At 59.3% G+C, this 12,231-nt stretch carries 11 protein-coding genes; 6 read left to right on the plus strand and 5 right to left on the minus strand.

What is annotated here, in order from left to right; translation table 11 throughout:
• Nucleotides 1-144 precede the first annotated feature (144 nt).
• From katB to radA, 3 genes are read left to right on the plus strand one after another with little or no spacing between them, the layout of a single operon-like run.
• Nucleotides 145-1,686: a catalase KatB gene (gene katB, locus AB4N91_RS00905; protein WP_010467484.1), complete on the plus strand. Its 1,542-nt coding sequence runs from the start codon at nucleotides 145-147 to the stop codon at nucleotides 1,684-1,686.
• 60 nt (nucleotides 1,687-1,746) lie between these two features.
• Nucleotides 1,747-2,289 carry an ankyrin repeat domain-containing protein gene (locus tag AB4N91_RS00910; protein WP_154913053.1) on the plus strand — a complete coding sequence of 181 codons (543 nt, stop codon included), beginning with the start codon at nucleotides 1,747-1,749 and terminating at the stop codon, nucleotides 2,287-2,289.
• Nucleotides 2,290-2,334: 45 nt separating this feature from the next.
• Complete coding sequence (gene radA, locus AB4N91_RS00915; RefSeq protein ID WP_010467488.1) at nucleotides 2,335-3,702, plus strand: DNA repair protein RadA; 1,368 nt, start codon at nucleotides 2,335-2,337, stop codon at nucleotides 3,700-3,702.
• A 127-nt stretch (nucleotides 3,703-3,829) separates the two neighbouring features.
• Here radA and AB4N91_RS00920 read toward each other — a convergent pair whose 3' ends face one another.
• The gene (locus AB4N91_RS00920) at nucleotides 3,830-4,198 is read right to left on the minus strand and encodes a PilZ domain-containing protein (protein WP_200667053.1); all 369 of its coding nucleotides are present in this window, start codon (nucleotides 4,196-4,198) and stop codon (nucleotides 3,830-3,832) included.
• Nucleotides 4,199-4,357: 159 nt separating this feature from the next.
• On the opposite strand from AB4N91_RS00920, the gene AB4N91_RS00925 reads away from it, so the two are divergent.
• The 3 genes from AB4N91_RS00925 to yjiA all read left to right on the plus strand — a co-directional run bounded on the left by AB4N91_RS00925 (nucleotide 4,358) and on the right by yjiA (nucleotide 7,767).
• A complete protein-coding gene (locus AB4N91_RS00925) occupies nucleotides 4,358-6,424 on the plus strand; it encodes a carbon starvation CstA family protein (RefSeq protein ID WP_077749404.1) in 2,067 nt (688 codons plus the stop codon).
• A 14-nt stretch (nucleotides 6,425-6,438) separates the two neighbouring features.
• Nucleotides 6,439-6,636 carry a YbdD/YjiX family protein gene (locus AB4N91_RS00930; protein WP_010467494.1) on the plus strand — a complete coding sequence of 66 codons (198 nt, stop codon included), beginning with the start codon at nucleotides 6,439-6,441 and terminating at the stop codon, nucleotides 6,634-6,636.
• Nucleotides 6,637-6,798: 162 nt separating this feature from the next.
• Entirely contained in the window at nucleotides 6,799-7,767 is a 969-nt protein-coding gene (yjiA, locus tag AB4N91_RS00935) for a GTPase (RefSeq protein ID WP_010467496.1), read from the plus strand.
• Nucleotides 7,768-7,866: 99 nt separating this feature from the next.
• On the opposite strand, the gene AB4N91_RS00940 is transcribed toward yjiA, so the two are convergent.
• The 4 genes from AB4N91_RS00940 to glyA form a co-directional block, all read right to left on the minus strand.
• Complete coding sequence (locus tag AB4N91_RS00940) at nucleotides 7,867-8,550, minus strand: GntR family transcriptional regulator (RefSeq protein ID WP_154913051.1); 684 nt, start codon at nucleotides 8,548-8,550, stop codon at nucleotides 7,867-7,869.
• Nucleotides 8,551-8,575: 25 nt separating this feature from the next.
• Nucleotides 8,576-9,280, minus strand: a complete 705-nt coding sequence (locus AB4N91_RS00945; protein WP_010467500.1) for a FadR/GntR family transcriptional regulator — start codon at nucleotides 9,278-9,280, stop codon at nucleotides 8,576-8,578.
• Nucleotides 9,281-9,347: 67 nt separating this feature from the next.
• A complete protein-coding gene (locus tag AB4N91_RS00950) occupies nucleotides 9,348-10,661 on the minus strand; it encodes a C4-dicarboxylate transporter DctA (protein WP_010467502.1) in 1,314 nt (437 codons plus the stop codon).
• A gap of 253 nt (nucleotides 10,662-10,914) precedes the next feature.
• A complete protein-coding gene (glyA, locus tag AB4N91_RS00955; protein ID WP_102593912.1) occupies nucleotides 10,915-12,168 on the minus strand; it encodes a serine hydroxymethyltransferase in 1,254 nt (417 codons plus the stop codon).
• Nucleotides 12,169-12,231 lie beyond the last annotated feature (63 nt).

The raw sequence follows: 12,231 nt of genomic DNA on the forward strand, positions 1-12,231 counted from the left end.
CGCGAACTACGCGCTAACAGGCTGATTAGCCACACAATTCTCTGAATCATCGCATTACGTTCTTTCTATTTATGTTCTGCGCTCCGGGCCACTAGCCTCTGGGCAGCGCACTTGGAGTGCGCCTTGAAAACAGAGGAACCTGATATGACTTCGACCCTTGGCCTTGGGGCTTTCCCCCATCGGCGTACCCTTGGCGTATTAACCGCCAGCCTGCTGACCTTCTCCGTCCACGCTGCCCCCCTGACCCGCGATAACGGTGCTGCCGTCGGCGACAACCAGAACTCGCAAACCGCCGGTGCCAATGGCCCGGTGCTGCTACAGGACGTGCAACTGATCCAGAAGCTCCAACGCTTTGATCGTGAGCGCATTCCCGAGCGCGTCGTGCATGCCCGCGGCACCGGTGCCCACGGCACCTTTACCGTGACGGACGACCTGAGTGACTTGACCAAGGCCAAGGTATTCGCAGGCGGTCAAAGCACGCCGGTGTTTGTGCGTTTCTCGGCGGTCGTCCACGGCAACCATTCGCCAGAAACCCTGCGTGATCCCCGTGGCTTTGCCACCAAGTTCTATACGGCGGACGGCAACTGGGACCTGGTCGGCAACAATTTTCCGACCTTCTTCATTCGTGATGCCATCAAATTCCCGGACATGGTCCACGCCTTCAAGCCGGACCCACGTACCAACCTGGACGATGATGCCCGCCGCTTCGATTTCTTTTCCCATGTTCCAGAGGCCACTCGCACGCTGACGGAGTTGTATTCCAATTCCGGTACACCCGCCAGTTATCGGGAAATGGACGGTAACGGTGTTCATGCTTACAAGTTAGTTAATGCCAAGGGTGAAGTTCGCTACGTGAAGTTTCACTGGAAAAGTCTGCAGGGCATTAATAACCTCGATCCAAAAGCAGTAACCAACGTTCAAGGTCGAGACTACAGTCATATGACTAATGATTTGGTGTCTCATATTAACAAGGGTAACTTTCCAAAATGGGACTTGTACGTCCAGGTGTTAAATCCTAAAGACTTGTACAAGTTTGATTTCGATCCATTGGACGCAACCAAAATCTGGCCCGGAGTTCCTGAACGAAAAGTTGGACAAATGGTGTTGAACCGAAATCCGGCAAATGTCTTCCAGGAAACAGAACAAGTTGCCATGGCACCGGCCAATCTTGTTCCAGGCATCGAACCTTCCGAAGATCGCTTATTACAAGGTCGGGTGTTCTCTTATGCCGATACTCAACTGTATCGCCTGGGCGCCAATGCACTGCAATTGCCAATCAATGCACCCAAGGTCGCCGTGAACAACGGTAATCAGGATGGCGCGATGAACATCGGCCATAGCAGCAGCGGCGTGAATTATCAGCCGAGCCGTTTGCTGCCTCGTGACGAGTCGCAAACCGCACGTTACAGCCAGTCGGCCCTGTCGGGCAGCACGCAGCAGGCGAAGATCCAGCGTGAGCAGAACTTCAAGCAGGCCGGCGATCTGTATCGCTCGTTCAGCAAGAAAGAACGCAAGGACCTGATCGAGAGCTTCGGCGGCTCACTGGCCACCACCGATGACGAGAGCAAGCACATCATCCTGTCCTTCCTTTATAAGGCTGACCCGGAATACGGGAGCGGCGTGACCAAGGTGGCCAAGGGTGATCTGGGCCGGGTCAAGGCACTGGCGGCCAAGCTGGCGGACTGATCGCGTTTGCCTGAAAAAGCGGGGCCTCTGACGAGGTCCCGTCAGACCAAGGAGATTGCCATGCGTTTTTGCCTATCGCTGTTTCTGTCGTGCGTGTGTTTCAGCGTATTCGGCGCGCCGGCCGAAGATCCCGTAGCGCTGAAGGTTCAACTGAAAAATTACTACTTCGACGCCGCCCGCCGTGGCGACGTGCCGATGCTCGATACCTTCATAGAGGCCGGTTACGCCCTCGATACCCGCGACAGCAAGGGTTACACCGCGCTGATTCTTGCGGCCTATCATGGCCAGACAGCCGCCGTGGACCGTTTGCTCGCGGCCGGGGCCGACGCCTGCGCGCAGGATCAGCGCGGCAACACCGCCCTGATGGGCGCCATTTTCAAGGGCGAAATCCAGATCGCCAAAACCCTGTTGGCCGCCCATTGCAGCCCCGACCAACGTAACGGCGCTGGCCAGACGGCCGCGATGTACGCGGGACTGTTCAAGCGAGTCGAATTGCTGGATGAGCTCAAGGCCAAGGGCGCCGACCTGAATGCCGAAGATCCGTTGGGCAACAGCGCCGCGCGTCTGGCCAACGGTGAAATCCGCACAGCGGTGCCGCGCTGATCCGCGTCAGCTGAGCTATCATCACGGTTTTTGCCGGGAGTTCAGATGGCCAAGGCCAAGCGCATGTACGGCTGCACCGAGTGCGGCTCAACCTTCCCCAAGTGGGCCGGCCAGTGCGGCGAGTGCGGGGCCTGGAACACGCTGACCGAAACCATGGTCGAGAGCGGCGGCGCCGCAGCACCCAGCGGTCGCACCGGTTGGACTGGCCAGCAGGCTCAGATCAAGACCCTGGCCGAAGTCAGCGTCGAAGAGATTCCGCGCTTCTCCACCGCGTCCAGTGAACTCGATCGGGTGTTGGGCGGTGGCCTGGTGGATGGTTCGGTGGTGCTGATCGGCGGTGATCCGGGCATCGGCAAGTCGACCATTCTCCTGCAAACCTTGTGCAACCTCGCCAAAGTCATGCCGGCGCTGTACGTCACCGGTGAAGAATCCCAGCAGCAGGTGGCCATGCGCGCCCGACGTCTGGGCCTGCCGCAGGATCAGCTGCGGGTGATGACCGAAACCTGCATCGAAACCATCATTGCCACCGCCCGGGTCGAAAAGCCCAAGGTCATGGTGATCGACTCCATTCAGACCATCTTCACCGAACAACTGCAATCGGCACCGGGCGGCGTGTCGCAGGTGAGGGAAAGTGCCGCGTTGCTGGTGCGGTATGCCAAGCAGAGCGGCACGGCGATTTTCCTGGTCGGCCACGTGACAAAAGAAGGTGCCTTGGCCGGGCCGCGCGTGCTGGAGCACATGGTCGATACGGTGCTGTATTTCGAAGGCGAATCCGATGGACGGCTGCGTCTGTTGCGCGCGGTGAAAAACCGTTTCGGCGCTGTCAACGAGTTGGGCGTTTTCGGCATGACCGACAAGGGCCTGAAAGAAGTCTCCAACCCGTCAGCGATTTTTCTCACTCGTGCGCAAGAAGAAGTTCCCGGCAGCGTGGTCATGGCGACGTGGGAAGGAACGCGACCGATGCTGGTGGAAGTCCAGGCGCTGGTGGATGACAGCCATTTGGCGAACCCGCGCCGGGTCACGCTGGGGCTGGATCAGAATCGTCTGGCGATGTTGCTGGCGGTACTGCATCGTCACGGCGGGATTCCGACCCACGATCAGGACGTCTTCCTCAACGTGGTCGGTGGGGTGAAGGTGCTGGAAACGGCCTCCGACCTGGCGCTGATGGCGGCGGTCATGTCCAGTTTGCGCAACCGCCCGCTGCCCCATGATTTGCTGGTGTTCGGTGAAGTCGGGCTGTCGGGCGAAGTGCGCCCGGTGCCGAGTGGCCAGGAACGCTTGAAGGAAGCCGCCAAGCACGGCTTCAAACGCGCCATCGTGCCCAAGGGCAATGCGCCCAAGGAAGCGCCGCCGGGGTTGCAGATTATTGCCGTGACCCGTCTGGAGCAGGCCCTCGACGCATTGTTCGAGTAGTCGCAGGCAGCACACAATCCTGTGGGGCGAGCCTGCTCGCGATAGCTATCTGACATTCAACATTTATGTCGACTGGCATTCCGCTATCGCGAGCAGGCTCGCTTCACATTGGATCAGTGTCGAGTCTTCAGACTTCTATGAGCGCGCCCAATTCGCGCTCCAGTTCCTTGGGATCCCCCAGGTTGAACTCGATCAACCGCCGCAGGCGTTCAATCGATTCCAGGCTGATGTGTTTGCAGACGAACCCGAGTTGACCATGATCATCGTGGGTCAACATCACATCCATCTTGATCTCGACGTCTTCGTTAAGATGAATATCGACCAGGAAATGCTTGTCCGGATTACCTAGCCACGGCTCGGGCTTCTCGATCAGCAGCCCTTTGAGTGACAGGTCGATCAGCTTTACCGGCCAGATGAACTCTCCCTGGCGCAGCTCTGTTCTGGCATCGAACGCAATACGTTTGAAGCGGCGGCGATCGGCGGGGAGCTCACTCATGGCGCAATCCTCTTGATGTTCGCTGACTATAGACTGCCACGGTCAAAGCCTGCCAGTGAGGACAGTCCTCTAGACCAATGTCGGGGTATGGCCTTTGCCGTCAGGCGAGCTAAACTCGGGGTGGCTGTCTTTCTTGTCCACCCTGGCTGGAATCATAAAATGAAAAATAATAATAGCCTGCTACGCCATCTACCCTGGCTGCTGCTGGCAATCGTGGGAGCGTGCGCCCTTGGTGTCGTGGCATTGCGTCGAGGCGAGGCGATCAACGCCTTGTGGATTGTGGTTGCAGCCGTGGCCATTTATCTGGTTGCCTACCGTTACTACAGTCTGTTCATCGCCAACAATGTGATGCAACTCGACCCGCGACGGGCCACCCCCGCCGTGCTCAACAATGATGGTCTGGACTACGTCCCCACCAACAAACACATTCTTTTTGGTCACCACTTCGCCGCCATCGCTGGCGCGGGGCCGCTGGTCGGTCCGGTATTGGCTGCACAGATGGGCTATCTGCCCGGTACGCTGTGGCTGATTGCCGGCGTGGTGCTGGCCGGTGCGGTTCAGGACTTCATGGTCCTGTTCATGTCCACTCGCCGCAACGGCCGTTCCCTGGGCGACATGGTCCGTGAAGAAATGGGCCGCATCCCCGGGACCATTGCGCTGTTTGGCTGCTTCCTGATCATGATCATCATCCTCGCGGTGCTGGCATTGATTGTCGTGAAAGCTCTGGCCGAAAGTCCTTGGGGCATATTCACGGTGATGGCGACCATCCCGATCGCGATGTTCATGGGCATTTACATGCGCTACATCCGCCCGGGCCGCATCGGCGAAATCTCCGTGGTCGGGGTGCTGTTGCTGCTGGGCTCGATCTGGCTCGGTGGGCAGATTGCCGCCGATCCGGTCTGGGCCAAAGCCTTTACCTTCACTGGCGTACAGATTACGTGGATGCTGGTCGGTTATGGTTTTGTAGCCGCCTCGCTGCCGGTCTGGCTGATTCTGGCGCCGCGCGACTACCTCTCGACCTTCCTGAAAATCGGCACCATCGTGGCCTTGGCGATCGGCATCCTGATCACCATGCCTGAGCTGAAGATGCCGGCGCTGACCCAGTTCATCGACGGTACTGGCCCTGTGTGGAAGGGCGGTCTGTTTCCGTTCCTGTTTATTACCATCGCCTGTGGCGCGGTCTCGGGTTTTCACGCGCTGATCTCCTCCGGCACCACGCCGAAATTGCTGGATAACGAAGTCAACGCCCGTTACATCGGTTACGGCGGCATGCTGATGGAATCCTTCGTCGCCATCATGGCGATGGTGGCGGCTTCGGTGATCGAGCCAGGTGTGTATTTCGCCATGAACAGCCCGGCGGCAGTCGTCGGCAGCGATGTGGTGACCGTGGCCCAAACCGTCAGCAGCTGGGGCTTTGCAATCACCCCGGAAGCGCTGCAAGCGGTGGCCAAGGACATCGGTGAAACCACGATCCTGGCCCGTGCCGGCGGTGCGCCGACCCTGGCGGTCGGTATCGCACAGATCCTGCACAGTGTCCTGCCGGGTGAAAACACCATGGCGTTCTGGTACCACTTCGCAATTCTGTTTGAAGCGCTGTTCATCCTGACGGCCGTTGATGCCGGCACCCGTGCCGGGCGTTTCATGCTGCAGGACTTGCTCGGTTCCTTCGTGCCGGCGCTGAAACGCACCGAGTCCTGGACCGCCAACCTGATCGCGACCGCTGGTTGTGTGGCGATGTGGGGCTGGTTGTTGTACCAGGGCGTCATAGATCCACTGGGCGGCATCAACACCTTGTGGCCGTTGTTCGGTATCTCCAACCAGATGCTGGCCGGTATCGCGCTGATGCTCGGCACCGTTGTGCTGATCAAAATGAAACGCCAGCGTTACGTCTGGGTGACCATGCTGCCAGCGGTGTGGCTGCTGATCTGCACCACCACCGCCGGTTTCATCAAGCTGTTCGACGCCAACCCGGCGATCGGCTTCCTGTCGCTGGCGAAAAAATACAGCGATGCGCTGGCCAACGGTCAGATCCTCGCCCCGGCCAAGGACATCACTCAGATGCAGCACGTGATCTTCAACGCTTACACCAACGCAACGCTGACGGCGCTGTTCCTGTTCGTGGTCTTCAGCATCCTGTTCTATGCGCTCAAGGTCGGTATCTCCGCCTGGGGCAGCAAAGGACGCACGGATAAAGAAGCACCGTTCCAGGCGGTGCCGGATGCGTAATCGAGGATTGCACCATGTTCAATGACCTGAGTCGCCTCGGTAAATACCTCGGTCAGGCCGCGCGCCTGATGGTCGGCATGCCCGACTACGACAACTACGTCGAGCATATGCAAACCAAACACCCGGACAAACCGATGATGAGCTACGAGATGTTCTTCCGGGAACGCCAAGAGGCTCGTTACGGTGGCAAGGGTGGGCCGAAGTGCTGTTGACCCGGTTGTCGGGTTAACAGCAATCCTTGTGGGAGCTAGCCTGCTAGCGATGGCGGCTGAACATTCAACATCACTGTTGATTGACAGTCCGCCATCGCTGGCAGGCTAGCTCCCACATTTGTTTTGTGTTGCTTTTTAATTTTGTGAAACAGGAGATTCCAGTTGTCCTCTCCCATCCCGGTAACCATCCTCAGCGGCTTCCTCGGCGCCGGTAAAACCACGCTGCTGCGCCACCTGCTCAAAGCCGAGCACGGCTTGAAAATCGCGGTGATCGAGAACGAATTCAGTGACGCCGGTATCGACACCCAGTTGTTGGGCGATGAACCGGTGCAAGTGATGACGCTGTCCAACGGCTGCGTCTGCTGCACCATCCACACCGACCTGACCAAGGCCTTGTACCTGCTGCTCGAACGCCTGGACAGCGGCGAAATCGCCTTTGACCGTCTGGTGATCGAATGCACCGGACTGGCCGACCCGGCGCCAGTGGCGCAAACCTTTTTCATCGATGAAGAGCTGCGCGAGCGTTACATCCTCGACGGCATCATCACCCTGGTAGACGCGGCGCACGCCGACACTCACCTGACGCAAACCATCGCCCAGGCGCAAATCGGTTTTGCCGACCGCTTGCTGGTGAGCAAGCGCGATCTGGTGGACGAGTCGACGTTTACCGCGTTGAGTGAGCGTCTGACCCGCATCAACCGTCGCGCGCCGATTCGAGTGGTCGAACACGGCAAGATCGACCTGGCCGAATTGCTCGACGTGCGCGGTTTCAACCTGAATGCCGACCTCGGCGGCGTCAGCCTGCGTCCGGTGACCAAGGCGCCCTCCATCGACCGGATCTCCAGCCTGGTGCTGCGCACCGACAAGCCGCTGGATATCGACAAGCTCAGCGAGTTCATGAACGAGCTGCTGGAAGACCATGGCAAGCAATTGCTGCGCTACAAGGGTGTACTGAACATCGTTGGCGAGCCGCGTCGCATGGTGTTTCAGGGCGTGTTGAAGCTTTACGGATTCGACTGGGACACGGATTGGGCAGAGGACGAGGCGCGCGAAAGCGTGATCGTGTTCATTGCCGATGATTTGCCGGAAGAGAAAATCCGTGAGGGGTTTGCGCGGGTGGCGGCGGATTGAAAGAGTGTGTTCATCGGTGATGACGCCTTCGCGGGCAAGCCTCGTTCCTACAGGTTCTGCGTAGCCCTTGTAGGCGCGAGGCTTGCCCGTGAAGGCGATCTAACCGGCAACACGATTTTTGCCAGGGATGGGTACCGGATCTAGCAACATCTGTTCAAGAATATCGAGGTGGCGGTTTAGCAAAGCCTCGGCAGTCACCGCATCCCCACGCTCCAGCGCATTGATGATGTCCTTATGCCACGCGCAAGGGGCCTCCATCTGCGTATCAAACTGCGCAATCGCCAATGAAGTCAGCGGCACCAGGCTGCCAAGAAAATGCGCCAATGGTGCATTTCCCGCCATTTCCGCCAACAGCAAATGAAACTCCCCAGACAACCGGATCGCCGGGCCGCGCTCTGTACAGTGGCGTTCGCGTTCAAGCAGGGCATGCAGGCGGTTCAAGGGTTGCGCACGAGGTTGTCGGCAGACCAGCCGCACCAAGGTGGTCTCGGTCAGTCGTCGGGCATGCAGCGTCTGCCGAGTCTGTTCTGCATCGAGCGTGGCAACGCGGGGCCGATGGTTCGCCCGAAGGACGATGATTTGCTGATGAGACAGACGCGTCAGCACGCCACGAATGTCACTGCGTCGAACGCTGAACATCCGCGCCAGGCTTTCTTCGGTAAAGCGGCTGGACGCATTGAGGCGCTGTTCGAGAATGGCGTCGAAGATCCGCGAATAGAGATCTTCCGCCCGCGGTGGAAGGGGCAGGGCAGTGAGTGTTTGCGGTGAAGCGAAGCTGTTCATGGCCTGTCTCCGGTTCGAAGAAGTTTTAACTGCCGAAGTTGTCGTCTGGAATATTCAGTTCAATGCCCATCCGCTGGCCTTCCCGAAGGATGTGCCGACGCATCTCGGCACTGGCCTGGGCGCTGTTTTTGCTGCGAATCGCGCGCACCACGGCTTCGTTCTCCTCAAGGCGCTCAGCCAGATGCTCGGGGGAGTTGCGCAGCACCTCGGCGCTTTGCTTGAGGGCATTGCTGGTCTGCTGCACCACGCTCTGGAAAATCGGGTTCGAGGTCAGCGTGAACAGTTCTTCGTGGAACGCGATGTAGGCGTTCACCCCGGCCTCGCTGTCGTTGGCCTCCAGCGCTTCGCGCATGTCCATCAAGGTCAGGCGCAGTTGCCCGACCTCCTTGCTGCTGATCGACTGCGCGACCAGGCCGACGATGAACGGCTCGAGGGTGTAGCGCAGTTGCAAGACATCTTCCAGGCTGGCGCCGGCGACCGCGCTGTCGTGGCTTTGGCTGTCGCTGAGATGGGCGTCCAGCACCACCACGCCTTTGCCGGGCATCGAGCGCACCAGGCCAAGGGTTTCCAGCACGATCACCGCTTCACGCAGGCTCGGGCGGCTGATGCCCAGTTGTTCGGCCAGCTCACGCTGCCCAGGCAGCATTTCGCCGGAGCGCCACTGACCACGGGCCAAAGCGGCCCGGAGTTTTTCTACGACTGAGTTCACAACGGTCGACGAGGTAATCACTGTTCGCTCCATGAGCATCCAAAACGGTTGTTGACCGTGCCTGCCCGAAGACAGGCACGGCGTTTATTCAGAATTCCTGCTGATGTGCCGGGGCGACGGGTTTTCTCGGCTGGAAGGTATACCCCACCTGACCGGAAAGCACTTTGTTCGCCCGTTGAATATCGATGTCCTTCTCCCAGCGGGCGATGGCCACGGTGGCGACGCAGTTGCCGATCAGGTTGGTCAGCGCCCGGCCGATGCCCATGAACCAGTCCACCGCGAGCACCAATACCAGGCCGACCACCGGAATCGCCGGGATCGCCGTGAGTGTCGCTGCCAGAATCACCAGCGCCGAACCGGGAATCCCGTGGGCCCCTTTTGAGGTAATCAGCGAGACCAGCAGAATCGTCAGCAAGTCGGTCATGGCCAGCGGCGTGCCGGTGGCGTTGGCGATGAAGACGATGGCGAGGGTCAGGTAGATCGAGAACCCGTCGAGGTTGAACGAGTACCCCGTCGGAATCACCAACCCCACCGTCGAACTGCCGATGCCCAGGTGCTCAAGCTTGCGCATGATTTGTGGCAGCACGGCGTCGGACGAAGCGGTGCCCATGACGATCAGCAGTTCTTCGCGCAGGTACTTGAGCAACGGCCACATCTTCAGGCCCGAAAGGCGCATCACCAGGCCGAGAATCAATGTCACAAACGCCACGCAGGTCAGGTAAAACAGGCCGACCAGGCTGCCCAGGTGTTGCAGGGAATCCAGGCCATATTTGCTGGTGGTGAAGGCGATGGCGCCGAACACGCCGATCGGCGCCAGGCGCACGATCATGCCCATGATGCGGAAGATTACGTGGCTCAGCTCATTGATCAGCCGGGAAATACCCGACGCTGCTTCGCCCACCAGGTTCAGCGCACTGCCGAACAGCACTGAAAACAGCAGGACTTGCAGGATGTTGTTCTCCGCGAAGGCGCCGATGACCGAGGTGGGGATCAGGTTCATCAAGAACTGGGAGGTGGTTTGCATGTGCTGGCCGCGCTGGGCGATGTCGCCCATGTCGGCAGCGGAAAGCTGATCCAGATGAATGTTCGCGCCGCTGCCGATGCCGGTGGTGAATGCGAACACCAGACCAATCACCAGGGCGATGGTGGTCAGGATTTCGAAGTAGATCACCGATTTCAGGCCGATGCGTCCGACCTTCTTCAAGTCGCCGGCACCGCTGATGCCGCTGACCACTACGCAGAACACAATCAGGCCGATGAGCATCTTGATCAGTTTGATGAAGCCATCGCCGAGCGGTTTGAGCTGGGCGGAGTATTCAGGAAGGGTCAGCCCGCAGACGATGCCGAGCACCAGTCCGAGAACCACTTGGAGGAAGATTGAACGCGAGCACCATCTGAGCATGGGAGGAATCCTGGTCGGTGTCCTGGCTGCCGTGCGCTTGAGTGAGCGCATCAGATTCAGGACTTAATTATTGTGGTCTTACCGGTATGTCCAGTGCAGGCGCAGTCTAGGCGCTGTTTTTGGGTGATCGCAAGCGGAAATTGCATAATTGGCATGACCGGTCTGACCAGTGGTGCCGGCTCCTACAAATCCAGGGCGAAAAAAAACCGGCCATCACGTGGCCGGTTTTTATGGCTGCGGTTTAGCGCCGCAATTAAGCGCCGTACACCGGCAGCTTCTTGCAGATGGCCTTGACCTTCTCACGAACGGCGTCGATCACCGCTTCGTTGTTCAGGTCAGCCAGGATGTCGCAGATCCAGCCGGCCAGTTCTTTGCACTCTGCTTCCTTGAAGCCGCGAGTGGTCACAGCCGGAGTACCGAAGCGCAGGCCGGAGGTGACGAACGGGGAGCGTGGGTCGTTTGGCACGGAGTTCTTGTTCACGGTGATGAACGCTTTGCCCAGAGCGGCGTCGGCGTCTTTACCGGAGATTTCCTGCTTGATCAGCGACAGCAGGAACAGGTGGTTCTTGGTCCCGCCGGAAACCACATCGAAACCACGTTCGATAAACACTTCGGCCATGGCCTGGGCGTTTTTCACCACTTGTTGCTGGTAGGTCTTGAACTCAGGCTGCAGCGCTTCCTTGAAGCAGATCGCTTTGGCGGCGATCACGTGCTCCAGCGGGCCACCCTGGGCGCCCGGGAATACCGCGGAGTTCAGCTTCTTCTCGATGTCGGCGTTGGCGCGAGCCAGGATCAGGCCGCCACGTGGACCGCGCAGGGTCTTGTGCGTTGTGGTGGTCACGACGTCAGCGAACGGAACCGGGTTCGGGTAGACGCCAGCGGCGACCAGACCGGCCACGTGGGCCATGTCGACGAACAGGTAGGCACCGACTTTGTCAGCGATTTCGCGGAAACGCGGGAAGTCGAGGATCTGCGAGTAGGCAGAGAAACCGGCCACGATCATTTTTGGCTTGTGCTCAACCGCCAGACGCTCGACTTCGTCGTAGTCGATCAGGCCGTTGGCGTCGATGCCGTATTGAACGGCGTTGTACAGCTTGCCGGAGGAGGAAACGCTGGCGCCGTGGGTCAGGTGACCGCCGTGGGCCAGGCTCATGCCCAGGATGGTGTCGCCCGCTTGCAGCAGTGCCAGGTACACGGCGCTGTTGGCTTGGGAACCGGCGTGTGGCTGAACGTTGGCGTAATCGGCGCCGAACAGTTCTTTGGCGCGGTCGATGGCCAGTTGCTCAACCACGTCGACGAACTCGCAACCACCGTAGTAGCGCTTGCCCGGGTAGCCTTCGGCGTACTTGTTGGTCAGTACCGAGCCTTGAGCTTCCATCACCGCTGGGCTGGTGTAGTTTTCCGAAGCGATCAGCTCGATGTGTTCTTCCTGGCGCTGAGCTTCTTGCTCCATGGCGGCAAAAAGATCGGCGTCGTACTTGGCAATAGTCAAATCACGGCTGAACATGGCGGTCCTCAAGGATCGGGGCAGAAAAGGGGGGCATTCTAACTCAACCGCTTTTAGATGGCA

The organism is Pseudomonas sp. H3_D04 (assembly GCF_054669175.1).

Coding starts and splice junctions, on each gene's coding strand:
- AB4N91_RS00910 (WP_154913053.1), top strand. CDS start 1,747: ATGCGTTTTTGCCTATCGCTGTTTCTGTCGTGCGTGTGTTTCAGCGTA.
- AB4N91_RS00920 (WP_200667053.1), bottom strand. CDS start 4,198: ATGAGTGAGCTCCCCGCCGATCGCCGCCGCTTCAAACGTATTGCGTTC.
- glyA (WP_102593912.1), bottom strand. CDS start 12,168: ATGTTCAGCCGTGATTTGACTATTGCCAAGTACGACGCCGATCTTTTT.
- radA (WP_010467488.1), top strand. CDS start 2,335: ATGGCCAAGGCCAAGCGCATGTACGGCTGCACCGAGTGCGGCTCAACC.
- katB (WP_010467484.1), top strand. CDS start 145: ATGACTTCGACCCTTGGCCTTGGGGCTTTCCCCCATCGGCGTACCCTT.
- AB4N91_RS00925 (WP_077749404.1), top strand. CDS start 4,358: ATGAAAAATAATAATAGCCTGCTACGCCATCTACCCTGGCTGCTGCTG.
- AB4N91_RS00950 (WP_010467502.1), bottom strand. CDS start 10,661: ATGCTCAGATGGTGCTCGCGTTCAATCTTCCTCCAAGTGGTTCTCGGA.
- AB4N91_RS00930 (WP_010467494.1), top strand. CDS start 6,439: ATGTTCAATGACCTGAGTCGCCTCGGTAAATACCTCGGTCAGGCCGCG.
- AB4N91_RS00940 (WP_154913051.1), bottom strand. CDS start 8,550: ATGAACAGCTTCGCTTCACCGCAAACACTCACTGCCCTGCCCCTTCCA.